A 23,181-nucleotide genomic window follows, 5' to 3' on the forward strand; every position below is an offset into this window, starting at 1 on the left:
GTGATTTCCTTACTTACTGATCAATCTGTCGAGGGCAACAGCGGCGATAATCAACCCGCCCATTACCACCAGCTGGTAGTAGGTTTGTACCTGTAAGATATTGAGTCCGTTATTGATGGTGCCGATGATGAGACCACCAATCACGACCGAGAAGATGCGGCCTTTACCGCCGAAGAAGCTGGTTCCGCCGATGATGGCGCTGGCGATGGCGTATGTTTCAAATCCCATCCCGGCCAGCGGCTCCGCTGCGCCCAGACGCGCGGTCGACACCACGCCCGCCAGCCCGGCGCATACGCCAGAAATAATGAACACCACCAGAATATGAAACTTCACGTCGATGCCGGAGTAGAACGCCGAGTTTTTGTTACCGCCCAGGGCGTAGATATTACGCCCCAGCCGCATACGGGTGGTGAGGAACCAGAGGATCACCGCGACGATCAGCGAGAAGATGACCGGTACGGGTATCCCGAGGACGCTGGCAGCGAAGAAGTTTACAAAGTCGAACGAGAAGCCATAGACGGAGTTAGCGTCGGAAATCACCAGCGTGATGCCGCGAAAAATGGCGTTAGTACCGAGAGTGATAATGAACGGATGTAGCCCGGTCCAGTTGACCAGACAGCCATTGATCGCACCCAGCGCGCCGCCGACCAGTACGCCGCCAATCAGTGCTGCAAAAAACGGGTCGACACCAGCCAGCATCAGTTTGGCAGTCACCATGCCGGAGAGTGCCAGAATGGCTCCGACGGACAGATCAATACCCGCGACAAGGATGGCAAAGAATTCGCCCATCCCGATCAGCACCGTTACCGAGCTCTGGACAAAAATCTGCGTGATGTTGTTGGTGGTGAGGAAGTACTCCGATGACAGCGTGCCAAAGATGGCGACTATAATCGCGAGGATAAAAAAGGTACCGTACTTGTCCCAGAACAGCGCGAAGTTAAATGGCTTTTTCTCCGCCATATCGCCTTTCACTCTTGTGGTAATGCCCATGCCATGATCTCCTCTTCGCTCATGTCGTCGCGATTGGTCAGGATTTGCGTCAGCCGCCCTTCGCAGAACACGGCGATGCGGTCGCAGACGGCGATAATTTCAGGTAATTCAGATGACACCATCAGGATGACCTTGCCTTCGTCAGCCAGCTGGCGCATCACCTTGTAGATTTCGGCCTTTGCGCCGACGTCGATGCCTCGCGTGGGTTCATCAAAAATGATGACGTCCGGGTTGCAACACAGCCATTTAGAAATCAGCACCTTTTGCTGATTGCCGCCGGAGAGTTCGGTGATGTTTTGCTCTACGCTATGGCACTTCAACGCCAGCAACTGGCGCTGTGCTTCGGCGGTCTTGCGTTCTTCATGCTCGCGAAAGAGCCCCATGGCCCCTTTATAGCCACCGTTTTTCAGGCTCTGGCTGACGGCCATGTTTTGGGCGATAGAGAAATTGGGGAAAAAGCCATTTTCGCGGCGGCTTTCGGTGATGTAGGCCATCCCTTTTTTCAACGCATCCAGAGGCGAACGCGGGGAGATGGTTTTGCCGTTGAGGCGAATTTCACCGCTCGCGCGTTTATCCACGCCGAAGAGACAGTCCATCAGTTCGGTACGTCCCGAGCCGACCAGACCCGCAAAACCCAGTATTTCGCCGCGGTTCACGCTGAACGAAATATCTCGCACTTTTTTCTTGTCCCGGCTGGTGACGTTGTTCACCTCAAACACCGTGTCGCGTTCGATGTTGCCGGTGCTCTCTTTCATGGCGTTAAAGCGGTTTTGCAGTTCGCGGCCGACCATCAGGCGCACAATGTCGTCGTTTGAAACGTCACTCACCAGGCCACTGCATACGCTGGAACCGTCTTTCATTACCGTGTAGCGGTCGCAGATGCGGCGGATTTCCGCGAGCTTATGCGAGATATAGACAATGGCGGTGCCTTCTTTACGCAGCTGATTCATGATCAAGAAAAGATAATCCACCTCTTTATTGGTTAATGAAGATGTGGGTTCATCCATAATGATCACTTTGGCATCGAGCATTAAGGTTTTCGCGATTTCCAGCATCTGTTTATGGCTGATGGATAAATTCGCTACTTTTTCATCTAAATCGACTTTTAATCCGACGCGTAAGAGCATCATCGCACCGCGAATGCGCATCTCTTTCCAGTCAATAATCCTGATGCCACAAACCTTTTTAGTCAGGTGACGGCCTATATATAGATTTTCCAGCACGGTTAATTCATCAATAACGCTGAGTTCCTGATATATAATGCCGATGCCCAGTCTTGCTGCCAGTTTATGATCCAATTTATCGTAATTCTTTTCATTAATAATAATGGAGCCTTTGGTCGGTTCATGAATTCCCGACAATACTTTCATTAAGGTTGATTTACCGGCACCATTTTCCCCTAATAACGCGTGGATCTCATGAGGGTATATAGTTAAATCAACCGATTTTAATGCGTGAACCGGACCAAAGGATTTGCCGATCCCCGCCATCGAGATATATGGCGTGACCATGTTTATTTCCTTCTCTGTTCACCCTCTCCCTGTGGGAGAGGGCCGGAGTGAGGGCATCAAGCCGCACAGTTCTGCGTTATTTTGTCACCAGAATCGAATCCACCAACTTGAATTCAGGCGTTTTTTCCAGCGGGATGACTTTCCCGGTTTTCGCGGCATCCACCATTAATTTCAGGCCGGTCGCCCCGATGTCCGCCGGGTTTTGTGCGACGGTTGCCGTCATCTGACCGGCTTCGACCATCTTACGCGCCTCTGGGATACCATCGGTGCCGACCACCAGCACTTTGCCGATTTTACCGGCGTTTGCCACCGCCTGTGCCACGCCCATTGCCATGGTATCGTTCGCGCAGTAGAAGGCTTTCAGATTCGGGTTTCGTTGCAGCACGTTGGTTGCCACATCCAGAGCTTTAATGCGATCCCAGTCAGCGGGCTGGCTGGCAACCAGCTTAATTTGGTTTGCTTTTTTGAAGGCTTCTGTTGCGCCATTGCGGCGCGCCTCGCCCGATGCGTTACCAGCTTTACCCTCAATGATTGCGACTTCGCCCCCCTCCGCACCAAGTTTATTGATAATAAAATCGGCCCCTTTTGCGCCGACGGCCACGTTGTCCGTTGTGACAAACCCCTCTACATTGCCACCTGCTTTTTTCAGGTTATCCATATCGATTTTTTCATCGAGATTCACCAGATAGAGACCTTTCTGCCAGGCGCGCGCGACGGGCATGACCAGATTCACGGAGGAGAGTGGGGCAAAAGCGATACCCTTGTATTTTTTATTACTCAGATCTTCGAACAGCTGTAGCTGGGACTGAAAATCCCCTTCTGACGGCGAGGCAAAAATATCAACGCTTACTCCCAGGGTTTTGGCTTCATCTTCAATCCCTTTCTTCATATCCACCCAGAATGGATTGGAGAGCGTTTTTAATACCACCGCATATTCCGCAGCAGCAAACGCGCTGGTGGATAACATTAAGCCCATAGCGGCGCCGCTGAAATATTTCAGATATTTATTCATAGCAGTGTTCTCAATGTAGGGTATGTTGTTGTTAATCCCGCCTGAGCAGGATTAACCTTTTAATTTACTTCAGTGCGCCAGGAGAGAAGAAATCCACAATAGCGCCGGTTTTTTGCATATTAAGTGTGGCCTGTTCGATGTTTTGTTGTGCAACGGAAACAAATAACGCATCTAATAATGTAAGCTGTAATATACGCGCGGAGGCGTTGCGCCCTAATAACGGGGTCTCTGGTGCTGGCGAACAAATAATATAATCAGCAAGTTTAGCAATCGGTGAATGGTAGCTATGAGTAATACAGATAATTTTGGCGCCGTTCTTTTTTGCTAACTCAACTGCTGCTTTCACATCACTGGTGCGGCCGGAATGGGAGACCACCAGTACCACATCCCCTTCCTTCAGCAGCGATGCCGACATCATCATAATGTGCGCGTCCTGATACGACTGGCAGCGCACGCCGATGCGTAGAAACTTATGCTGGATGTCGGCGCAAATAGCGTTAGAACCACCCACACCGTACAGATCGCGCTGGTTGGCCTGGGCGAAGAAACGTGCCGCGCGGTGAATTTCATCCACGTTCACTATCGACTGGCCTTCCATAATGGTGCGCAGCGTAATATTGAACACTTTGTTAACCACATCCTGTGGTGCTTCATCAAAAGCGAGTTCCGCAGGTAATACTTGTTCGGATTGCGAGAAGTAGTCGACCAGCGCCGCACGCAGGTTACGGAAACCGCTAAAGCCGAGCAGTTTGGCCACTTTCACGATCATCGCTTCCGACACCATCAGCGTTTCGGCAACGTCTTTAATCGCAGGCGCGCCGCTCAGGTTACCCGGCTGGAGCAGCCAGTCGACGATACGGCTTTCGTTGTCGGTCATGCCTTCCTGCTTCATGCGCAGGTACGGTGCAAGGCCAATGCCGTTAGGCAGCTCTTTTTTAAATTCTGACTGACTCATCGCTCTCTTTTGTCCTTAAAAATGAAGACGACACTATATCACCACACTCTGGCATGAAAATATGCTGGCAACTTCACAATGTTTGAAAATTCATAAAGTTTTATTGTCTGTGAAGTTTTGATGGGCGGTTGCTTTAGGATGACCTTAAAAATCAATAATATAATTATGACACGTTAACGGATTTTAATGCATGCCGTAAGAAATATACCGTCATGAGAGAGTTGAAATGTCAAAGTCAGGGGTGTAGAACACGCGCAGAACTCGATGGTTTTGAGGTTTTATTGCACAACTGACCGGTCTTAAATCACAACTCCATCGAGTTCGTAAAGTTAACCCACGATGAGGTTTATTATGAAAAAGATTGCATTTGGCTGCGATCACGTAGGTTTTATGCTGAAAGAGGATATTCTGGCCCATCTGCGCGCGCGTGGCATCGACGTGGTGGATAAAGGCACCTGTTCCCCGGAGCGTACTGACTACCCGTATTATGCCAGCGCGGTTGCACAGGCTATTATCGATAAGGAGGTGGATGGCGGCATCCTGATCTGCGGAACGGGGGTAGGGATCTCCATTACGGCCAATAAGTTCCCGGGCATCCGCGCAGTGGTCTGTAGCGAACCTTATTCAGCTCAGCTTTCAAGGCAGCATAACAACACGAATGTGCTGGCATTTGGTTCGCGCGTGGTCGGACTGGAGCTGGCAAAAATGATCGTCGATGCCTGGCTAAATGCACCGTTTGAAGGGGGACGACATCAGGCGCGAGTCGATGCGATAGGGGCGATTGAACAGGCCAGGAATTGAGATTCCTCCGCTACCCCGGTTCCCTGCCATTCATTACCGTAAGGCCAGTTCACCTGCGAGTCTGGCCTTATGAAACGTTACTCTACCGCTCTGTTATTGGGTCTGCTGACTTTAACCAGCCAACTGGCGCATGCCGATGTGATTGATGATGCCATTGGCAATATTCAGCAGGCGATCAACGACGCCTATAACCCCGGCAGCAGCCGTAATGATGATGACGACGATCGTTACGATCGCAGCCGTCAAACCGACAGCCGCCAGTACGACGATCGTCGTCGACAGTTAGAAGATCGACGCCAGCGTTTAGACGAGCGTCAGCGGCAGCTGGATGACGATCGGCGTCGGTTAGAAGAGGATGAGCGCCGGTTGGAGGATGATTACGATCGGTGGTAACCCCGGTATTGCAACGCGTAGGCCGGGTAAGGCGCAGCCGCCACCCGGCAAAACCTAATCCAGTACCAGCATCATCCCGTCATACCCCGCTTCAATGCCGGACGGCAGCGGGTTATCCATCATCCACACGTCAAACTGATGGCTGATATGCGTCAGGATCACCTGCGGACAGCCAATCACCTCGTTCAGCGCAATCACCGTATTCAAATCACAATGGTTGCGCGGCGTCTCCGGGCGCGGTTCATGGCTACAGTCGATAATCATCGCCTGCGGCTGATTGTTTAGCAGAAACGTCACCGTTTTATCCGGTAGCCCGGCGGTATCAGAAAGCCACGCCACGCGGCTGTGGGCGGACTCCAGCAGATAGCCAAACGTGAGTTTTGAATGGTTGAGCGGCAGCGGCGTGACCCGCAAGCCCTGAAGTTCAAACATCACAAACGGCTCCACCGTGTGGCTGAAATCGAGAAGGCCCGGATGCCTGAACAGGTCGTCACAGCCTGCGTCGTCCGGCGGACCGTAAACCGGAATGGTCGCTCCCACGCCCCAGCGCAGAGGAAAAAGCCCCTGAACGTGATCCATATGATAATGGGTAAGCAAAATCTGCCTGAAACTCCCCGCGGGCCAGTCGTCCATCAGGTGTGGAATACCCGCGTCCAGCAAGGTGACCGAATCGTTGAATTTCACCGCCGCGCTACAGGGGCGACGGCGATAATTTTCCTGTAAACGCGCCCGTCGGCACGCCGCGCAGTCGCAGCCAAACACCGGCACCAGCTGCGCCCCTCCGGTTCCTGTCAGCGTGATCGTCAGACTCATAACGCACCTCTACAGCGGTTTGGTGAAGCGGAAATGGCTTTGCGTATATCCTTCACGAACATAAAAACGGTGCGCGTCCACGCGCTTCACGCTGGTGGAAAGCTCGGTCAGCTCGGCGCCTGCCTGTCGCGCGACGTCCTCTGCCCAGGCCAGCAGCTGGCTGCCCACTTTTAATCCGCGCGCCTGCGGCATCACCACCAGCTCCTGGATCTCGCCGATCCAGCGGGCGTGATGCAGGTGAAACTGCATATGCAGGCCGATCATACCGATGATCTGCCCGTCCAGCTCGGCCAGCTGGTAACGCATATTGTGATCCTGCAAGTTGGTCAGATACCCGGCGTGAAACGCCTGATGATCGAACTCGGCCTGCTTAAGTTCGCAGATCAGCGCGTAAACGATCGGCGCATCGTCGGCGGTGGCGGGGCGAAGCTGGCAGTCAGGCATGCTGTTTCTCCTTCTGGCGAATAAGCGATAGCAAGGTCTCGACTGACTGTAGCAAACTTCCGTCGTTATTGAGGAGATGGCAACCCGACGGGGTGTAGCGCGCCGCCCGTTCCAGCCGCTGGTCGATCTCGCGCGCGTTTTCGCGCCCCCGCTTTTGCAGCCGGCTACGCAGAACGTCCGGGGAAACCTGCAAACAGACCGGGAGCAGCGCCGCTTCGTACCGGGCGCGAGCCTGCGGGAGATGCGCCCGCGAGCCGTTAACCAGTACGTCGAACCCCGCATGCAGCCAGAGGTCAATCTCAATACCGACGCCATAGTAGTAACCGTTGGCATGCCAGCTCAGCGCCAGCAGGTTTTGTCCAGCACGGGTAAAAAACTCCTGCTCGCTCAGGGCGATATGGTTCTCGCTTCCGGCGTTGGCATCGCGCGTGATATAGCGGTGCGCGACCAGCAGCTGTGAATGTTCCCGCTGCCGTAACGCCGACAGCAGGCTGTCCTTCCCGGAGCCGGACGGGCCCATTAACCAGATGAGTCTTCCCATCAGAACACCCTCTTTCCCTGACGCCAGACGTGGTCGATATGAATGTGCTCGCCCTTACGGTGGGCGAGCACCAGATCGGCCCGTTTCCCCTCGGCAATTTCACCGCGATCGTGAAGATTAAGCGCGCTGGCCGGGTTTTTCGTCACCAGGCGAATCGCCTGTGGCAGCGTGAAGCTGTTGTTCTCGTCGTCCGCGACGCGGAAGGCCGCGTCCAGCAGGCTGGCGGGGTAATAGTCAGAGGAGAGGATATCCAGCAGGCCGAGCGAGGCGAGCTTACTTGCCGCCACGTTGCCGGAATGCGATCCGCCGCGCACGATATTTGGCGCGCCCATCAGAACGTTCATGCCGTGCTGGCGCGACGCCTCTGCCGCTTCAAACGTGGTGGGAAATTCAGCTATCACGCTGCCAAGCTGGTGGGATTCGCGCACGTGATCGTGCGTGGCGTCGTCATGGCTGGCCAGGGCAATATTACGGTCCCGGCACATCGCGGCAATGGAGAGGCGATTCGGCTGCGACCACTGGGCCGCCAGCGCCAGCTGCTCTTCTTCGTAGCGCGCCATCTCCGCGTCGTTGAGCGAATATTTGCCCTGATAGTATTCGCGATACTTTTCAATGTTGGCGAACTGGCGCTGCCCCGGCGAGTGATCCATCAGGGAAACCAGCGAGACCGGCTCGCGGCCCACCAGCTTCTCAAACAGCGGCAGGGTGGTGTGGTGCGGCAACTCGCAACGCAGGTGCAGGCGGTGCTCGGCGCGGTTGAGGCCGCGCTTTTGCGTCTCCTCCACGGCGTTGATCATCTTCTCCAGGTTCTCCAGGCGATCGCCGCCGTCGCGCACGTCGCCAATCGCCACCGCGTCCAGCACGGTGGTGATGCCGCTGGCTACCATCAGCGCGTCGTGGCTGCTCATCGCTGAATGAGCAGGCCAGTCCACCTTTGGGCGCGGGGTGAAGAATTTATCGAGATTATCGGTATGCAGCTCAATCAGCCCCGGCAGCAGCCAGCCGCCTTCGCCGTCCATCGCTTCAGGAGTGTGGCTCCGGGTTTCGGCAAAGGCGCGGATGACACCGTCCCGCACCTCAACCGAGCCGTTCACGACCTCATTTTCCAGCACCAGCCTGACATTATTGATAATCATACGTTTGTCCCCATCGGGTGCAGTCTGTCCGCCACGCGTTGGCGTACGGCGTCGTCGTGGAAGATCCCGACGATCGCCGCGCCGCGCGCTTTGGCCTGTTCGATCAGTTCCATCACCGCTGCGCTGTTCTTACTGTCGAGCGAGGCGGTGGGTTCATCCAGGAGTAAAATCGGGTAATCGACGATAAAGCCGCGGGCGATGTTGACGCGCTGCTGCTCGCCGCCGGAAAAGGTCGACGGGGCGAGGTGCCACAGACGCTCCGGTACGTTGAGGCGCGTCAGCAGGCTGGCGGCTTTAGCGGCGCAGGTTTCGCGCGGCACGCCGAGATCCAGCAGGGGTTGCATGACCACGTCCAGGGCGGAGATCCGCGGGATCACTCGCAGGAACTGGCTGACCCAGCCGATCGTCGAGCGGCGCACTTCCAGCACTTTGCGCGCGGGAGCCTGAACCAGATCGACCCATTCATTGTTATGGCGAATATGAATATGGCCTTCGTCCGGCAGGTAGTTGGCATACAGGGAGCGCAGCAGGGTGGATTTTCCGCTGCCGGAATGGCCATGCAGCACCACGCATTCGCCGTTGCTGACCTCTAACGAGGCATTTTGCAGTACCGGCAGGCGGACGCCGTTTTGCTGGTGGAGCACAAAGGTTTTACTTACGTTTTGTACGTGGATCATGTTGGCCTCGCGATTCGTTTTGCCGGGTGGCGGCTTCGCCTTACCCGGCCTACGGGTGCGGTGTTCGTTTTGCCGGGTGGCGGCTTCGCCTTACCCGGCCTACGGGTGCGGTGTTCGTTTTGCCGGGTGGCGGCTTCGCCTTACCCGGCCTACGGGTGCGGTGTTCGTTTTGCCGGGTGGCGGCTTCGCCTTACCCGGCCTACGGGTGCGGTGTTCGTTTTGCCGGGTGGCGGCTTCGCCTTACCCGGCCTACAAGGTGCGGTGTTCGTAGGCCGGGTAAGCGCAGCGCCACCCGGCAACCGCGCCCTCAGTTCTGCAATACGGACGACACCAGCAGTTGGGTATACGGATGATGGGGATCGTCGAGCACGCGGTCGGTTAACCCACTTTCCACCACCTGACCCTGCTTCATCACCAGCAAGCGGTCCGCCAGCAGGCGCGCGACGCCTAAATCATGGGTGACAATCACCACCGCCAGGTTTAGCTCCACCACCAGGCCGCGCAGCAGGTCGAGCAGGCGAGCCTGCACGGAGACGTCCAGCCCGCCGGTCGGTTCATCCATAAACACCAGCTTCGGATGGGTGACGAGATTGCGGGCAATCTGTAAACGCTGCTGCATGCCGCCGGAGAAGGTGGTCGGCAGGTCGTCGATGCGCGAGGCGGGAATTTCAACCTCTTCCAGCCAGTGCTGCGCCGTGGCGCGGATGTTGCCGTAGTGGCGCGCGCCGGTGGCCATCAGCCGTTCGCCGATGTTGCCCCCCGCCGACACCTGGCGGCGCAGGCCATCCATCGGGTGCTGGTGCACCACGCCCCACTCGGTGCGCAGCAGGCGGCGGCGATCGGCTTCACTCATGCCATACAGCGACACGCCCTCATACAAAATGTCGCCATTCTGCGGCGTCAGGCGCGCGGAGATGGACTTCAGCAGGGTGGTTTTACCGGAGCCGGACTCGCCGACAATGCCCAGCACTTCGCCCGGCCACAGCTCAAACGACACGTCGCTAAAGCCTTTGCCCGGCGCATAAAGGTGAGTCAGGTTATTAACCGAAAGCAGCGGTTTCATTGGCTGTTCGCCTCGCTCTGTTGGCGGCAGTAATCGGTGTCGGAGCAGACAAACATCCGTTTGCCCGTGTCGTCCAGCACCACTTCATCCAGATAGCTATGCTTCGAACCGCAGATGGCGCACGGCTCGTCCCACTCCTGCACCGTAAACGGGTGATCGTCAAAATCCAGACTCTCCACACGGGTGTACGGCGGTACGGCGTAGATGCGTTTTTCCCGTCCGGCGCCAAAAAGTTGCAGGGCGGGCATCATGTCCATCTTCGGGTTATCGAATTTCGGGATCGGCGACGGGTCCATCACGTAGCGGCCGTTCACCTTCACCGGGTAGGCGTAGGTGGTGGCGATATGGCCGAAGCGGGCGATGTCCTCATACAGTTTGACCTGCATGATCCCGTACTCTTCCAGAGCGTGCATGGTGCGGGTTTCGGTTTCCCGCGGCTCGATAAAGCGCAGCGGCTCCGGGATCGGCACCTGGAAAATCAAAATCTGATCTTCAGTCAGCGGGGTCTCCGGAATGCGGTGACGGGTCTGGATCAGCGTCGCGTCTTCGGTTTTTTCGGTGGTGTTGACGCCTGTTACGCGCTTAAAGAAGTTGCGGATCGACACGGCGTTGGTGGTGTCGTCTGCCCCCTGGTCGATGACCTTCAGCACGTCCGCTTCGCCAATCACGCTGGCGGTGATCTGTATACCGCCGGTGCCCCAGCCGTAGGGCATTGGCATTTCGCGGCCGCCGAACGGCACCTGGTAGCCGGGGATCGCCACTGCCTTCAGGATGGCGCGGCGGATCATGCGTTTAGTTTGTTCGTCCAGATAGGCAAAGTTGTAGCCGCTTAAGTTAGCCATTGGCGCGCTCCCGTTGCAGGCGTTTCAGCAGTTCCAGTTCGGCCTGGAAATCGACGTAGTGCGGCAGCTTGAGGTGCGAGACAAAGCCGGCGGCCTCAACGTTATCCGCGTGGGCCAGCACGAACTCTTCGTCCTGTGCCGGGCCTGCAATATGCTCGCCGTAGTCCGGCGCCTGGAGTGCACGGTCAACCAGCGCCATCGCCATCGCCTTGCGCTCGCTCAGGCCATACACCAGCCCGTAGCCGCGGGTAAAGTGCGGATCTTCATTCTCTGGCGCGACAAAACCGTTGACCATTTCGCACTCGGTCATCAGCATTTCGCCGATGTTCACCGCAAAACCCAGCTCTTCCGGCACGATTTCAATGTCGATATAACCGCTGCGGATCTCTGCCGCGAAGGGGTGGTTGCGCCCATAGCCGCGCTGCGTGGAGTAGGCCAGCGCCAGCAGATACCCTTCATCGCCGCGCATCAGCTGTTGCAGGCGGGACGAGCGCGAACAGGGATAGACCGGCGGCGTGCGGGTGATGTCATCCGGTGTGCTGCCGGTGTCCTCTTCCGCCTTCGCCAGCCCCTGGTTTGCCAGCAGGCTAAAGACGTGAGGGGAGGCGTCTTGTTCAGCGTCAGAGACGCTGAGCTGCGGTGTTTCACCGTTCGCCAGCAGAGTGAAGTCCAGCAGGCGATGGGTGTAGTCGTAGGTCGGACCAAGCAGCTGGCCGCCAGGAATATCTTTGTACACCGCAGAAATACGGCGCTCTAATCGCATTTCCGCCGTATTCACCGGCTCGCTAACCGCCAGCTTCGCAAGCGTAGTGCGGTAAGCGCGCAGCAGGAAGATGGCTTCCACGTTATCGCCGCTGGCCTGTTTCAGCGCCAGCGCCGCCAGTTCGCGGTCCGCGATGCCGCCTTCGGTCATCACGCGGTCGACGGCCAGGTTTAACTGCTGTTCAATCTGGGCGACGCTCAGCTCGGGAAGGGCGTCATCCCCCCGGCGTCTGTGCGCCTGCAAGGCATGGGCGGCGGCGATCGCCTTCTCGCCCCCTTTGACGGCAACGTACATCAGCACACCTCCACGTGAGTGGTTCTCGGGATCGCCAGCAGGCGCTCGCCGCAGGTCAGGATCAGGTCGATACCGAGCGGGAACGGATGCGGGCGCTCGGTCAGCTCATGAATGATGCACTCCGGCAGCTGGGGGGCGACCATCCGCTCGTCGGCGATCCCTGCACCCGTCAGGCGCAGCATGCGGCCACCGCTCAGGCTGGAGACCTGCAAAATCAGCGTAGCGCTGGTTTCTGGTGCGACGGCGCTGCCTTCGCTCAGGGCGTTAAGCTGTTCGTGGCTGATTTGCTCGTCGGCCACGGCGAAGACCGCCTGCTGGGGCTGCTCGACCAGCGGCGCGTTGGTGTGAAAGCGCAGGTTCTGGCTGGCGATATCGTTCAGCAATGCGCCTGACAGCCATACCGGGGTGTCGTTGTCCGCCAGCGTCAGCAGCACGCTGGTCGAGGCGAGGTTCAGCGGCAGCCAGCCCTGGGAGAGCTGGTGCAGCGAGACAATGACGCCCGGCTCGCTCATGGCTTTCAGCAGGCGACGGAAACTCTGTTGGGCATCCTGGACGGCCAGGGTAAAAGCAGGTTGAAGCGTCATGCGTTGTCTCCGCGAACGAGCGTAAAGAAGTCGACCCGGCTGGTATTCACTTCGGCCTGACGCGCGGCAAGGCGTGCGGCGCGGTCGGCTTCCAGCGGGGCAATAAGGGTTTCCATTAACGTCTGAAAATGCGGCTGTTCCTGTAAAAGCGCGTCGATCGCTGCGCAGCGCTCGGCGTGCGTTTTGTCGCGCCCAAGTACGTAGCCGTAGCCCAGCGTGCCGCTTTTCAGGCGGATCACCGCGCGGGTGAGGGTGGCATCGCCGGCGAAGAAGCGCTCGCCGGTGCCGCCCATGCGTGCCTGGATCTGCACCAGGCCGATCTCCGGCGCGCGGATCGTGTCGTAGTCCGGCGTCAGGCCGAGCGCGCTCATGCGGGCAGCCAGCGCATCAGGCTGGCTGTGGGCCAGCACGCGCATCCAGCGCTGACGAGTGGAGGTGTCGAAGTGCATTCAGTGCTCCATGGTAAATTCAATCATGTCGGCGCGGGTCAGGCTGACGGAGTATTCCGTTGCGTTGACGTCGCCGTCACGGTGGTTGAGGGTGCGCACGCAGAGCAGCGGGGCCATGTTGGGGATCTCCAGCACCTTGCTCTCTTTCGCCTGCGCGCGGCGGGCGCTGATGCGCGTCTGGGTGCGTTTGAGCGCGATACCCGTCGCGTCCTGAAGAAAATCATGCAGGGAACCGCTGGCGAAATGTTGCAGCACGGGCCAGAGGGTGAGGTCCGCGAAGTAGTGGTCGATCTGACAGACCGCCACGCCGTTCACCCGGCGCAACGTGCGCAGGTGAACGACGTTGTCGCCCTCCTGAATCCCCAGCGCGTCCGCCACGTGGCGGGAGGCGGGGCGCAGAACTGACAGCAGCTTTTCGCTGGTGGGGTGGCTGCCCTGATCGAGCAGGTTCTGGCTAAAACGCGCCTGGGCATTGAGCGGGTAGTCGAACGGACGCATCAGCACCAGTACGCCGACGCCCTGACGGCGCTGGACCCATCCGCGCTCCACCAGTTGATCGATGGCGCGACGCAGGGTGTGGCGATTCACTTCGTAGCGGTCGGCAAGCTGCTGCTCGGCGGGCAGGTAGTCTCCGCAGCGGTAGTGCGTGCGCAGCTCCACTTCGAGCTTTGCCGCAATCTCTTGCCAGCGGGTGGGGTAACTGGTCGGATGTCTGGATAAGTGCATACAAATCAAAGCCTCGCTTCTCAGATGAAGTGCTTACGCAAACGTTGAGAGAGGAAATCCAGCAGGCTGACGGTGACGATGATGAGCACCATCAGGGCGCAGGTTTGCTGGAACTGGAAACCACGAATGGCTTCCCACAGGGTGACGCCAATGCCGCCTGCGCCCACCATGCCGACCACGGTGGCGGAGCGAACGTTGGACTCGAAGCGGTACAGGGAGTAGGAGATGAGCAGCGGCATCACCTGCGGCAGGACGCCGTACAGGATCTCTTCGATTTTGTTCGCTCCGGTTGCGCGGATGCCTTCCACCGGGCCGGGCTCGATGGCTTCAACCGCTTCGGAGAGCAGCTTGGAGAGCACGCCGGTGGTGTGGATGAACAGCGCCATCACGCCCGCGAACGGACCCAGGCCGACGGCGACCACGAACAGCATCGCAAAGACCATTTCGTTGATGGCGCGACAGGCGTCCATCAGGCGACGCATCGGCTGGTAAACCCACCACGGCACGATGTTTTCGGCGCTCATCAGGCCAAACGGAATGGAGAGGATCACGGCGAGGGCGGTGCCCCAGACGGCAATTTGCAGGGTGATCGCCATTTCACCGAGGTAGTCCTGCCACTGGCTGAAGTCCGGCGGGAAGAAGTCGGCGGCGAAGGTCGCCATGTTGCCGGAGTCCCTGAAGAGCAGCAGCGGATCCATCTCCGCGCCCTTCCAGGAGATAACGAGCACCGCCAGCAGAACGGCCCAGCTTATGAGCGAGAACCAGCTGCGCTTTGGCGGCGGGAGGGTGATGGTTTGCATGTTTTACTCCGTGGCTCTTTGTGTGCCGGATGGCGCTACGCTTATCCGGCCTACGATCTGTTCTCCCTCTCCCTGTGGGAGAGGGCCGGGGTGAGGGCATCAGCGTGCTCATTTCCCCCTCACCCTAACCCTCTCCCTCAAGGGAGAGGGGACGTAAGTTACTGCACCGCTTTATTCACGCTGGTCATGGCGCCGAGCGCGGCGGTCAGGCGGTCGAGATCGTCCAGCTGCGCCTGAATTTCCGACACTTTGCTGGTCTTCTCTTCTTCCTTCAGACCTTTGTTGTCCTTCACGCCCTGCATCTGCTTGAACAGCGCCAGCTGGCGAATCGGCACCAGTTGCAAATCGCTGGACGCGCGGAACGGCGCCCAGCCCAGACGTGCCAGAACCGCTTTCTCTTCCGGCGTTTTGCCGTAGTTCATAAAGAAGTCGTAGACCTTGTCCTTGGTGTTCTCAGAGAGGTTTTTGCGCCACACGATCGGGTCGCCCGGGATCAGCGGTGATTTCCAGATAACCTTGATTTCCTTCAGCTTGTCCGGCGCGGAGGTCTTCAGCTTGTCGAGGTTTTCAGTGTTGTTGGTGGCGACGTCAACCTGCTTATTCGCCACGGCCAGGGCGTTGGTTTCGTGGCTGGCGTTGACCGTGCGCTTAAAGTCGCTGGCGGAGACGTTGTTTTTCGCGAAGACGTAGTAGCCAGGGACGAGGAAGCCGGAAGTGGAGTTCGGGTCGCCGTTACCAAACGTCAGCTCTTTGCGTTTGGCGAGCATGTCGTTGAGGTTGTTGATCGGGCTGTCTTTGTTCACGATCAGCACGCTCCAGTAGCCCGGGGAGCCGTCTGCCGCAACGGTCTGGGCGAAAACCTGGCCGTTCGCGCGATCTACCGCTTCCATAGCAGAGAGGTTGCCATACCAGGCGATGTCGACTTTGTTGAAGCGCATTCCCTGAATGATGCCCGCGTAGTCCGGGGCGAAGAAGGCGTTTACTTTGATCCCCAGTTTGGTTTCCATATCTTTCAGGAACGGTTCCCACTGCGGCTTCAGGTTTTGCTGTGATTCCGTTGAAATGATGCCAAAGTTCAGCGCTTTTTCCTGTTCCTCAGCGTAAGCAGGGCTTAGCAGGGTGCTGATGCTGAACATGCTGGTGAAGGCCAGCGCGGCAACGGCTTTGTAGTTCATGTCCATTCCTCGTTATGGGGACGTTAAGCAGCCTGCGCGCGCTCTTCGACGCGGTTTACGCTGCGGTAGAGATGATCGAAACGTTCGTTATCAAACTGGTGGCTTGCGCCATCGAAGAACACATTGCCCTGACGCAGGGCGACGATGCGCTCGCAGTAGCGCAGGGCGTAATCCACCTGGTGCAGCGTCACCACCACGGTGATACCGTCGTTCTGATTGATGTCGCGCAGGGTTTCCATCACGATGCGGGCCGATTCCGGGTCCAGCGAGGCGATAGGTTCATCGGCCAGAATGATTTTGGCTTTCTGCATCAGGGCGCGGGCGATGGCGACGCGCTGCTGCTGTCCGCCGGAGAGCGTGGAGACGCGCTGGTGGGCGAAATGCGCCATGCCGACGCGGGTCAGCGCCTGTAAGGCTTCTTGCTTCTGGGATGGGGAGAACCAGCGCAGGCAGGTGCGCCAGAACGGGGTGCTGCCGAGCGCGCCAATCAGCACGTTCTCGAGCACGGTCAGGCGGTTCACCAGGTTGAACTGCTGAAAGATATAGCCCGTCTGAGCGCGGCTTTTGCGAATATCGCTCGCCAGACGCCCCGCATGTTGCACGGTGTTCCCCAGCAGTTCGACGCGGCTTTCCGGCGTTTTGTCACAGGTAATCAGGCCGCTCAAGTGACGAAGAAGGGTGGATTTACCTGAACCAGACGGTCCCAACAGCGCCACCATTTCGCCCTGCTGGACGGTCAGATCAACGGCATGCAGCGCCTTGTTGTGATGGAAGGTTTTGCTCAGTTTCTCGACGCGAATGACAGTTTGCATGTGCCGGGCCTCACGATAAATGTGGCCTCATGCTGGCGCATCAATATGACATTTGGGTTAAGTCTCGGTTGCGGGAATTTGAAGAGTTGAGGGGAGTTTGATGACAGGCGGAGGCAGACTGCCCACCGCCCGAAAATTAGTGCTGCTGCTTAACGACGTTAATCATCCACGGCACGCCGTATTTGTCGGTGACTTTCCCGAATCCGTGCGCCCAGAAAGTCTCCTGCCAGGCCATTTCGACATTGCCGCCATCAGAGAGGTTGTCGAACCAGCGTTTGCCTTCATCCACGTCCTGCGTGTCGAGCACCAGCGTAAATCCGGCGTACTGCGCGCTGCTGCCGGGTGGCAGACCATCGCTCATCATGATATCGCTGCCGGCAATGCGGACGTTAGAGTGGGCGATGGCGGTATCCGGGAAGTTCATGCCTGACGGACAGCCTTCTTCACTGTTTTCGTCTTTGGGCATTTCGCCGAAGGTGATTTTGTAGAGGAGCTCTGCGCCGACGGCCTGCTGATAGAAGGCGGTCGCCTCCGCACAGTTGCCGGCGAAAGAGATGTAGGGACTTAACGGCATAATCTTTACCTCACGTAAGAAAAGCCCGTTAAGTGTAGTTCCCGAACGCCCGGTAAGCGAAGCGTCACCGGGCGGGACAATCAGTTCTTTTTCACGAACTCAGATTTCAGTTTCATCGGACCGAAGCCGTCAATTTTGCAGTCGATATTATGATCGCCTTCAACCAGACGGATATTTTTGACTTTAGTGCCGATCTTCAGCATGGAGGAACTGCCTTTTACCTTCAGATCTTTCACAACGGTAACGCTGTCGCCGTCTGCCAGCAGGTTGCCGTTCGCGTCTTTCACGATCAGCGCATCGCTGTCCTGCGCAGGCTCCGCATCGTTCCATTCATGGGCGCATTCCGGGCAAACGAACATGCCATTGTCTTCATAGGTGTATTCAGAATTGCATTTCGGGCAGTGTGGAAGTTGCATGTTGGTATCCTCAAAAGTGTTAACACGCTGGAAAACGCCAGCTAAATGACGGCAGTGTGCCGAAAAAGGCAGCGAGTATAACGCAAATCCCCACTTTTGTCGGTGATATTGTTTTATAAAAATAGCGCATAAATGCGCAAGCGATGACACGAACTGTCAGTGAATTAAGGGAAGCTTAAGCCCTGAACGGCAGAGATCGTAATCATGCTAAATGTATCGAATATTTTATTACAGCAAATTGCTACGTTGTGCCATTTCGGATAAGGTGAAGGAACAAGCCGTTATTTATCTATCCTTTTCTGACGCCATACATCTTTTGGCGCCAGGGAATACCTCTCTTTTTTGGTGGGTAAATAACGATGATATATCCTGATGTTTCCTGAAAATGCGTTTTGTCTATTCACTTTTGGCTTTCTGGCCAGGGGATGTTTTACACGTATTACGAGGGTGGTTTTTAAATTCTCATTATCTTCAGTTAGTTGTATTAAATGAACATGTTTTCCATACGTGATCATATAAGCCTGAAAAGTATAATTAAAACATCGTGGCTTAATAAAAGTAATAAATTTGCGTTAAGGGAAGGCTTTTATCATGCACACACAGACCATATTTGAATTAAGCCAGGAAGCTGAACGATTGTTACAGCTCGCTCTGAACAATCTTGATTCATTAAAATCTATGCCGATTGCAAAGCTGGATAGCACAGCCGCTGCGATGAGCGGCGTTAATAACAACGTTTTGCCGTTACATTTTAGCGCACGGGGTGTCGACGCTCAGCAGGCGATGCTGAATAACGAATTACGCAAAATAACCCGCCTCGAAATGGTGCTGGCGATTGTGGGTACCATGAAAGCGGGAAAATCGACCACCATTAATGCGATTGTGGGCACGGAAGTGCTGCCGAACCGCAATCGTCCGATGACGGCACTTCCCACGCTGATCCGCCATACGCCGGGCCAGAAGGAGCCGGTGCTGCATTTTTTGCACGTTTCGCCCATCGATACCCTGATTACCCAGTTGCAGAAAAAACTGTGTGATAAAGATCGCGGCAAGCTGGCGCGGCGTCTGGAAATCGACAAGGACATGAATACGCTGCTGGAGCGCATAGAAAGAGGTGAGGCGTTTGAAAAACATCACCTGGGCGCGGAGCCCATCTTTCATTGTCTGAAAAGCCTGAACGATCTGGTGCGGCTGTCTCAGGCGCTGGGCGTGGAGTTTCCGTTCTCTGAGTATGCCGCGATAGAACATATTCCGGTGATTGAGGTGGAGTTTGTGCATCTCGCCGGTCTGGATGCGCACCTGGGGCAACTGACGCTGCTCGACACGCCGGGGCCGAACGAGGCCGGTCAGCCGCACCTGCAAAAAATGCTCAGCGAGCAGCTGGCGCGCGCCTCCGCCGTGCTGGCGGTGATGGACTATACACAGCTTAAATCTATTTCTGATGCGGAGGTTCGTCAGGCAATTTCGGCTGCCGGGAAATCCGTACCGCTTTACGCCCTGGTCAACAAATTCGATCAGAAAGATCGTAACAGCGACGATGAAGAGCAGGTGCGGGCGATGATTTCCGGCACGCTGATGAAAGGAAATATTTCTCCGGGGCAAATTTATCCGGTCTCTTCTATGTGGGCCTATCTGGCAAACCGCGCCCGCTATGAGATGAACGTTCATGGGCGCCTTCCCGATCATCAGGATCAGCGTTGGGTACAGGATTTTGCCGAGGCCGCGCTGGGCCGCCGCTGGCGAACGGCCGACCTGGACGATATTGACCATATTCGCCATGCGGCGGATCTGCTGTGGGAGGATTCGCTGTTCGAACAGCCCATCCGCAAACTGATTTACGCGGCTTACGCCAACGCCTCGCTGTTCGCTTTGCGGTCGGCATCGCATAAGCTGCTGAACTATGCGCAAAATGCCAGAGAATACCTGGATTTTCGCCATCAGGGACTGACGGTCGCTTTTGATGAGCTGGAGCTGAATATTGCGCGCCTGGAAGAGGATATGACGATGCTGCGTCAGCGGCAGAGCGTGGTGAGCGATGAGGTCCAGCATGAAGTTGAAGAGGCGCTTAACGCAACGGATGCATTCCTGCTTCGCCAGAAAGGGGAACTTCACCAGGCGCTGGGCGACATTTTTAGCCGCCCGTCTATTCTTGATTTAGCAGGGCGCGAGCCATCCAGTTTGCGTGCAGACGACGCGGATGCGATCCAGCAGCTGGTGCTTGACGATGAAGGGCAGGCGCAGATTGTCCTGAGCAAGATCCGATCGTCATGCGAGCAGATTATGCTGAATGCGCAGAGCAGAATTGGCCGGGAGCTGGCGTTACGCTTCGATCAGCTGGAGTCTACGCTCGCCCGATCGTTGAATGAGGCGATGCGACCCATCGAGACGCGAATTAAGGAGCAGCTCAGTCATGCCGGATTTCGGGCGCGGATTAGCTTCCCGGCGTTTCAGGCAAACCAGCTTAATTTCAATACGCGCGGCTTATTTAATGATGCCATTGTGCAGGACACCCCTCCCGCCAGTCAGCCAGCAGGGGCAGGCAGCGTACGTAATACCGTCTCGCGCTGGCTCAATAATCCCGGCTGGGGCTGGGAAGAGTATGTCGTGACGCGCACACGCTATGTCATCGACATCGTTCAGCTTCATGGCAAATTTACGCAACATATCGATCAGTTTTGCGATCAAATACGTAAAGCTTTGGCCGCGCAGGTCGATGTCTCTGTTACGGCAGGTATGGCAACGTTCTTTGCAGAGTTTTCGTTGTGCCTGACCGGGTTACAGGAAAGCTTGCGTGATAGCCTTGCCGTGCGGCAGCAGAATGAACATTCAACCCGGGCGCTTAGCCAGTTGTTGAAGCAAAGTATGACTACTGCGGCGTGGATTCAGGAAGATACCCGACTGTTACGCGATGATATTCAAACCTTATTCGCGGCAGAGCAACCATGACAACACAGCTACTGGACGGTCCCGGGCGGACGCTGGAGTGTATTCATCCAAAATTTATGGTCGATTTGGTCCAGGGGGCGGATGCTGCACGTCACTCCCTCCTGGGGCCACAGCAACTGCAATTTCGTGAGCGTTTGACGCAGGAGATCATTACGCAGACCCGGCTGCGGCCGTGGGCAATGGCGGGAATGCTCAACGAAAATGCAGCGCTGCGGCTGGGTCTGGCGGAGAAACTGGCCGGTATGCTCGACCCCGGACACCTTGCGCTGACCCGTATGTCCGACAGGCTGGTAGCCCTGCGCCAGCAGGTGAATCCACGCCTCCCTCAACCGCCCGGATTGTTGCAACAGTACGAGGAGCTCTCCGCACATTTCAACCAGCGTGCCGCCTATAAAGAGAAAGCGCTCGCGCAGCGCGGCCTGACGGTTCAGGCGGGTGAGCACAGCGAGCAAATTTTTACCCGCTGGCGAGCCGGGCAGTATGACGGCTGGTCGCTGGCTGGCCGCTGCTTTATCGTGCTGGAAGAGTTGCGCTGGGGGGCGTTTGGCGATGCCTGTCGTCTGGCGAATAGCGATGTGGCGGCCATGCTGAAAGATAATTTGCGCAGCATGGCCGCAAACTATCTGGCACAGGGAATTAATGCTTCTCCCACCACCCGGCATTTTTACCATCAGTGGCTGACGACGCCCGCTTCTCCCGGTCTGATTGATTATAAAGATATGCTGGGCTGGCTGGGGGACTGGTGTCAGGCGGATAAACATCCGGTGAGCTGGTCAGTGACGCAGAGCTGGCAAACGGTCGCGCTGGGGATGCCGAGACTCTGTTCGGCAAAACGGCTGGTGGATGGCATGGTGGAAGAGATATTTGGTACGTGATTGCCCCCTCTTTTTAAGGAGGGGGCGAAAGGGTTAGTGGTGCATTTCTACCGCTTCAGGTTCTGTTTGGGACTCAGGCACATGCCCAAAGCGTCTGGCATACAGTGCCGTGATGACAGGGACCAGAATTGCCGTCACAATCACGCTGGCGGCAACCAGAGCCGTGGCGGAAGCGGCCACGGGTTCAAAGGCCGGGTTAATCTGGGCGATAATCACCGGGTTGGCTACCGCAGCGCCTGCGGCCGAAGAGGCGGCCACGCCCGCGGTTCCGTTGCCGCCCCCGATGACGCGGTCTGCAATAATCAGTGGAATACCCGTGATGACGATGACGGCAACACCCAGCACAATGCCCAGCAGGCCGGTTTCCAGAATCACGTTCAGGTTGATGGTATTGCCCAACGCGAAGCCGAAGAACGGGATCAGTACCGGGGTGGCTTTGCTGAAGAAATCACGCAGATCGTGATCGAGGTTGCCCAGCGCAAAACCAATCAGGAACGGCAGGATCGCCCCGACAAAATGGTGTGGTTCAAAAGAGGCAAGGCCGGCAGAACCCAGAATCAACATCGTCATCAGCGGACCCGACTCCAGGGACATCAGCACGAACGCGCCCGATTCTTCTTTGGTGCCATATTGATTCATCAGGCTTGCATAGAGACCGCCGTTGGTCATATCCATTGCTGAGACTATGGCCAGAACAGATAATCCGGCGAAGAAGCCGGTCTGAATTCCATTCTCCGGAATGAACATCGCACAGATCATGGCAACAACCCAGGCGACCGCAATTTTAGTAATGACCAGCGTCCCTGATTTACGTAATACCGTACCTGTTGCACGCAAGTTAATAGATGCGCCGATGCAAAAGAACCAGACTGCCAGAATCGGTACCGTTCCGGTAATCATACCTTTTGTAAAACCGCCAAAATAAGCACCGGTATTCGGGGCTAGCGTATTTAATATCGCGCCAAGTACCAGCGGGACCAGCATCATCCCGCCCGGGATGCGTTCTATTGTTGCTTTAATCTTCATCATTAACCCTCACATCTCGTCCGCATGGCTGGCGGAAAGCTCAAAAAATAGATCAACAAATTCAAACGATTGCCTTTTTTGGGACCAATCGATTCGTTATTTATGCTGTAGAGCGAAATTCAGGTGTTCAGCATTCCTTCATTTGAAAGCTGCTGGGATATCGTGTTCGGATTTATCATGCGATCTTTGGAATTGTGATTCAACGAAAATAAAACGCTGTTTTAGTTATCTTCGTCACATATTGAATGTAAACAGGATTGCCCACTGTTAATAATTGAATTTTGTGTAAATTTGCTGTGAAGAAATGTGCTTGCATTTTGTTTGGGGAAGAATAATAACGGGCGTTAAGATCTGTTTGATAAGGGGGTTTAGAATGACCTTATTTATCGTGAATTGACAAAAGCTGAAGGCAACTTACGAACAGGAAAAATATGTGTGAAGTTGATCACATATATAAACGCTGGTAGGGTAAAAAGGTCTTTAACTGCCCAGACAGGCGTCAACAGGTTCGGTTGTATTGAGGTAAAACGTCAATGTAAGTAAACCTGCTACGCTTGAATAAG

25 protein-coding genes are annotated in these 23,181 nt (G+C 56.3%); 4 read left to right on the forward strand and 21 right to left on the reverse strand.

Annotated features, from left to right (window positions below):
- Positions 1-9 precede the first annotated feature (9 nt).
- From alsC to alsR, 4 genes are all read right to left on the reverse strand, one after another.
- Complete coding sequence (gene alsC / locus L463_RS16775; RefSeq protein ID WP_017382644.1) at positions 10-990, reverse strand: D-allose ABC transporter permease; 981 nt, start codon at positions 988-990, stop codon at positions 10-12.
- A complete protein-coding gene (alsA, locus tag L463_RS16770; protein WP_017382645.1) occupies positions 969-2,501 on the reverse strand; it encodes a D-allose ABC transporter ATP-binding protein AlsA in 1,533 nt (510 codons plus the stop codon). Before alsA ends, alsC begins: the two co-directional genes overlap by 22 nt.
- A gap of 76 nt (positions 2,502-2,577) precedes the next feature.
- On the reverse strand, positions 2,578-3,513 hold the full coding sequence (gene alsB, locus L463_RS16765; RefSeq protein WP_015570212.1) for a D-allose transporter substrate-binding protein: 936 nt from the start codon (positions 3,511-3,513) through the stop codon (positions 2,578-2,580).
- A 64-nt stretch (positions 3,514-3,577) separates the two neighbouring features.
- Positions 3,578-4,468 carry a MurR/RpiR family transcriptional regulator gene (alsR, locus tag L463_RS16760; RefSeq protein WP_015570213.1) on the reverse strand — a complete coding sequence of 297 codons (891 nt, stop codon included), beginning with the start codon at positions 4,466-4,468 and terminating at the stop codon, positions 3,578-3,580.
- A 351-nt stretch (positions 4,469-4,819) separates the two neighbouring features.
- Here alsR and rpiB point away from each other — a divergent pair, with 351 nt between their 5' ends.
- Together rpiB and yjdP are read left to right on the forward strand one after the other, a co-directional pair.
- The gene (rpiB, locus tag L463_RS16755) at positions 4,820-5,269 is read left to right on the forward strand and encodes a bifunctional allose-6-phosphate isomerase/ribose-5-phosphate isomerase RpiB (protein ID WP_023295775.1); all 450 of its coding nucleotides are present in this window, start codon (positions 4,820-4,822) and stop codon (positions 5,267-5,269) included.
- Positions 5,270-5,338: 69 nt separating this feature from the next.
- Positions 5,339-5,662: a DDRRRQL repeat protein YjdP gene (gene yjdP / locus L463_RS16750; protein ID WP_017382647.1), complete on the forward strand. Its 324-nt coding sequence runs from the start codon at positions 5,339-5,341 to the stop codon at positions 5,660-5,662.
- A gap of 54 nt (positions 5,663-5,716) precedes the next feature.
- On the opposite strand, the gene phnP is transcribed toward yjdP, so the two are convergent.
- The 16 genes from phnP to L463_RS16670 form a co-directional block, all read right to left on the reverse strand.
- Complete coding sequence (phnP, locus tag L463_RS16745) at positions 5,717-6,475, reverse strand: phosphonate metabolism protein PhnP (protein WP_015570216.1); 759 nt, start codon at positions 6,473-6,475, stop codon at positions 5,717-5,719.
- 9 nt (positions 6,476-6,484) lie between these two features.
- Positions 6,485-6,919: an aminoalkylphosphonate N-acetyltransferase gene (gene phnO, locus L463_RS16740; RefSeq protein WP_032104475.1), complete on the reverse strand. Its 435-nt coding sequence runs from the start codon at positions 6,917-6,919 to the stop codon at positions 6,485-6,487.
- Positions 6,912-7,463, reverse strand: coding sequence for a ribose 1,5-bisphosphokinase (gene phnN / locus L463_RS16735; protein ID WP_032104477.1), 552 nt, complete (start codon positions 7,461-7,463; stop codon positions 6,912-6,914). Before phnN ends, phnO begins: the two co-directional genes overlap by 8 nt.
- Positions 7,460-8,596 (reverse strand): alpha-D-ribose 1-methylphosphonate 5-triphosphate diphosphatase, encoded by a 1,137-nt coding sequence (phnM, locus tag L463_RS16730; RefSeq protein ID WP_032104478.1) that lies wholly within the window; start codon positions 8,594-8,596, stop codon positions 7,460-7,462. The genes phnN and phnM overlap by 4 nt, the downstream gene beginning before the upstream one ends.
- Positions 8,593-9,273 carry a phosphonate C-P lyase system protein PhnL gene (phnL, locus tag L463_RS16725; protein WP_017382651.1) on the reverse strand — a complete coding sequence of 227 codons (681 nt, stop codon included), beginning with the start codon at positions 9,271-9,273 and terminating at the stop codon, positions 8,593-8,595. The genes phnM and phnL overlap by 4 nt, the downstream gene beginning before the upstream one ends.
- A 307-nt stretch (positions 9,274-9,580) precedes the next feature.
- Entirely contained in the window at positions 9,581-10,336 is a 756-nt protein-coding gene (gene phnK, locus L463_RS16720; RefSeq protein WP_015570221.1) for a phosphonate C-P lyase system protein PhnK, read from the reverse strand.
- Positions 10,333-11,178 (reverse strand): alpha-D-ribose 1-methylphosphonate 5-phosphate C-P-lyase PhnJ, encoded by an 846-nt coding sequence (gene phnJ, locus L463_RS16715; protein ID WP_006810438.1) that lies wholly within the window; start codon positions 11,176-11,178, stop codon positions 10,333-10,335. Before phnJ ends, phnK begins: the two co-directional genes overlap by 4 nt.
- A complete protein-coding gene (locus tag L463_RS16710) occupies positions 11,171-12,235 on the reverse strand; it encodes a carbon-phosphorus lyase complex subunit (protein ID WP_032104783.1) in 1,065 nt (354 codons plus the stop codon). Before L463_RS16710 ends, phnJ begins: the two co-directional genes overlap by 8 nt.
- On the reverse strand, positions 12,235-12,819 hold the full coding sequence (phnH, locus tag L463_RS16705) for a phosphonate C-P lyase system protein PhnH (protein ID WP_003860219.1): 585 nt from the start codon (positions 12,817-12,819) through the stop codon (positions 12,235-12,237). The genes L463_RS16710 and phnH overlap by 1 nt, the downstream gene beginning before the upstream one ends.
- On the reverse strand, positions 12,816-13,268 hold the full coding sequence (phnG, locus tag L463_RS16700) for a phosphonate C-P lyase system protein PhnG (protein ID WP_017694700.1): 453 nt from the start codon (positions 13,266-13,268) through the stop codon (positions 12,816-12,818). Before phnG ends, phnH begins: the two co-directional genes overlap by 4 nt.
- A complete protein-coding gene (gene phnF / locus L463_RS16695; protein WP_006810434.1) occupies positions 13,269-13,994 on the reverse strand; it encodes a phosphonate metabolism transcriptional regulator PhnF in 726 nt (241 codons plus the stop codon).
- 20 nt (positions 13,995-14,014) lie between these two features.
- On the reverse strand, positions 14,015-14,794 hold the full coding sequence (gene phnE / locus L463_RS16690) for a phosphonate ABC transporter, permease protein PhnE (protein ID WP_023302942.1): 780 nt from the start codon (positions 14,792-14,794) through the stop codon (positions 14,015-14,017).
- Positions 14,795-14,952: 158 nt separating this feature from the next.
- Entirely contained in the window at positions 14,953-15,969 is a 1,017-nt protein-coding gene (gene phnD / locus L463_RS16685) for a phosphonate ABC transporter substrate-binding protein (protein WP_032104778.1), read from the reverse strand.
- Positions 15,970-15,992: 23 nt separating this feature from the next.
- Positions 15,993-16,781, reverse strand: coding sequence for a phosphonate ABC transporter ATP-binding protein (gene phnC / locus L463_RS16680; protein WP_032104776.1), 789 nt, complete (start codon positions 16,779-16,781; stop codon positions 15,993-15,995).
- 136 nt (positions 16,782-16,917) lie between these two features.
- Positions 16,918-17,355 (reverse strand): VOC family metalloprotein YjdN, encoded by a 438-nt coding sequence (gene yjdN / locus L463_RS16675; RefSeq protein ID WP_032104775.1) that lies wholly within the window; start codon positions 17,353-17,355, stop codon positions 16,918-16,920.
- 80 nt (positions 17,356-17,435) lie between these two features.
- Complete coding sequence (locus L463_RS16670; RefSeq protein ID WP_003860206.1) at positions 17,436-17,771, reverse strand: zinc ribbon domain-containing protein YjdM; 336 nt, start codon at positions 17,769-17,771, stop codon at positions 17,436-17,438.
- A 591-nt stretch (positions 17,772-18,362) separates the two neighbouring features.
- On the opposite strand from L463_RS16670, the gene crfC reads away from it, so the two are divergent.
- Both crfC and L463_RS16660 read left to right on the forward strand, forming a co-directional pair.
- Positions 18,363-20,717 carry a clamp-binding protein CrfC gene (gene crfC, locus L463_RS16665; RefSeq protein ID WP_023302944.1) on the forward strand — a complete coding sequence of 785 codons (2,355 nt, stop codon included), beginning with the start codon at positions 18,363-18,365 and terminating at the stop codon, positions 20,715-20,717.
- On the forward strand, positions 20,714-21,592 hold the full coding sequence (locus tag L463_RS16660) for a diguanylate cyclase regulator RdcB family protein (RefSeq protein WP_023295782.1): 879 nt from the start codon (positions 20,714-20,716) through the stop codon (positions 21,590-21,592). Before crfC ends, L463_RS16660 begins: the two co-directional genes overlap by 4 nt.
- Positions 21,593-21,625: 33 nt before the next feature.
- Here the strand turns inward: L463_RS16660 and kdgT are convergent, their stop codons facing one another.
- Complete coding sequence (kdgT, locus tag L463_RS16655) at positions 21,626-22,618, reverse strand: 2-keto-3-deoxygluconate transporter (protein ID WP_017694692.1); 993 nt, start codon at positions 22,616-22,618, stop codon at positions 21,626-21,628.
- Positions 22,619-23,181: the final 563 nt, after the last annotated feature.

Origin of the sequence: Enterobacter sp. BIDMC 27, from assembly GCF_000534415.1 — a bacterium.
In the GTDB taxonomy this organism is placed as follows: Bacteria; Pseudomonadota; Gammaproteobacteria; order Enterobacterales; family Enterobacteriaceae; genus Enterobacter; species Enterobacter hormaechei_C.

What these genes read in the sequence shown, in the direction of transcription:
- phnM (WP_032104478.1), bottom strand. Translation starts at nt 8,596, where the DNA reads ATGATTATCAATAATGTCAGGCTGGTGCTGGAAAATGAGGTCGTGAAC.
- phnE (WP_023302942.1), bottom strand. Translation starts at nt 14,794, where the DNA reads ATGCAAACCATCACCCTCCCGCCGCCAAAGCGCAGCTGGTTCTCGCTC.
- phnC (WP_032104776.1), bottom strand. Translation starts at nt 16,781, where the DNA reads ATGCAAACTGTCATTCGCGTCGAGAAACTGAGCAAAACCTTCCATCAC.
- phnG (WP_017694700.1), bottom strand. Translation starts at nt 13,268, where the DNA reads ATGCACTTCGACACCTCCACTCGTCAGCGCTGGATGCGCGTGCTGGCC.
- yjdP (WP_017382647.1), top strand. Translation starts at nt 5,339, where the DNA reads ATGAAACGTTACTCTACCGCTCTGTTATTGGGTCTGCTGACTTTAACC.
- L463_RS16660 (WP_023295782.1), top strand. Translation starts at nt 20,714, where the DNA reads ATGACAACACAGCTACTGGACGGTCCCGGGCGGACGCTGGAGTGTATT.
- yjdN (WP_032104775.1), bottom strand. Translation starts at nt 17,355, where the DNA reads ATGCCGTTAAGTCCCTACATCTCTTTCGCCGGCAACTGTGCGGAGGCG.
- phnK (WP_015570221.1), bottom strand. Translation starts at nt 10,336, where the DNA reads ATGAAACCGCTGCTTTCGGTTAATAACCTGACTCACCTTTATGCGCCG.
- rpiB (WP_023295775.1), top strand. Translation starts at nt 4,820, where the DNA reads ATGAAAAAGATTGCATTTGGCTGCGATCACGTAGGTTTTATGCTGAAA.
- phnO (WP_032104475.1), bottom strand. Translation starts at nt 6,919, where the DNA reads ATGCCTGACTGCCAGCTTCGCCCCGCCACCGCCGACGATGCGCCGATC.
- alsA (WP_017382645.1), bottom strand. Translation starts at nt 2,501, where the DNA reads ATGGTCACGCCATATATCTCGATGGCGGGGATCGGCAAATCCTTTGGT.
- phnH (WP_003860219.1), bottom strand. Translation starts at nt 12,819, where the DNA reads ATGACGCTTCAACCTGCTTTTACCCTGGCCGTCCAGGATGCCCAACAG.
- alsC (WP_017382644.1), bottom strand. Translation starts at nt 990, where the DNA reads ATGGGCATTACCACAAGAGTGAAAGGCGATATGGCGGAGAAAAAGCCA.
- phnF (WP_006810434.1), bottom strand. Translation starts at nt 13,994, where the DNA reads ATGCACTTATCCAGACATCCGACCAGTTACCCCACCCGCTGGCAAGAG.
- phnP (WP_015570216.1), bottom strand. Translation starts at nt 6,475, where the DNA reads ATGAGTCTGACGATCACGCTGACAGGAACCGGAGGGGCGCAGCTGGTG.
- alsR (WP_015570213.1), bottom strand. Translation starts at nt 4,468, where the DNA reads ATGAGTCAGTCAGAATTTAAAAAAGAGCTGCCTAACGGCATTGGCCTT.
- crfC (WP_023302944.1), top strand. Translation starts at nt 18,363, where the DNA reads ATGCACACACAGACCATATTTGAATTAAGCCAGGAAGCTGAACGATTG.
- L463_RS16670 (WP_003860206.1), bottom strand. Translation starts at nt 17,771, where the DNA reads ATGCAACTTCCACACTGCCCGAAATGCAATTCTGAATACACCTATGAA.
- L463_RS16710 (WP_032104783.1), bottom strand. Translation starts at nt 12,235, where the DNA reads ATGTACGTTGCCGTCAAAGGGGGCGAGAAGGCGATCGCCGCCGCCCAT.
- phnD (WP_032104778.1), bottom strand. Translation starts at nt 15,969, where the DNA reads ATGAACTACAAAGCCGTTGCCGCGCTGGCCTTCACCAGCATGTTCAGC.
- kdgT (WP_017694692.1), bottom strand. Translation starts at nt 22,618, where the DNA reads ATGAAGATTAAAGCAACAATAGAACGCATCCCGGGCGGGATGATGCTG.
- alsB (WP_015570212.1), bottom strand. Translation starts at nt 3,513, where the DNA reads ATGAATAAATATCTGAAATATTTCAGCGGCGCCGCTATGGGCTTAATG.
- phnL (WP_017382651.1), bottom strand. Translation starts at nt 9,273, where the DNA reads ATGATCCACGTACAAAACGTAAGTAAAACCTTTGTGCTCCACCAGCAA.
- phnJ (WP_006810438.1), bottom strand. Translation starts at nt 11,178, where the DNA reads ATGGCTAACTTAAGCGGCTACAACTTTGCCTATCTGGACGAACAAACT.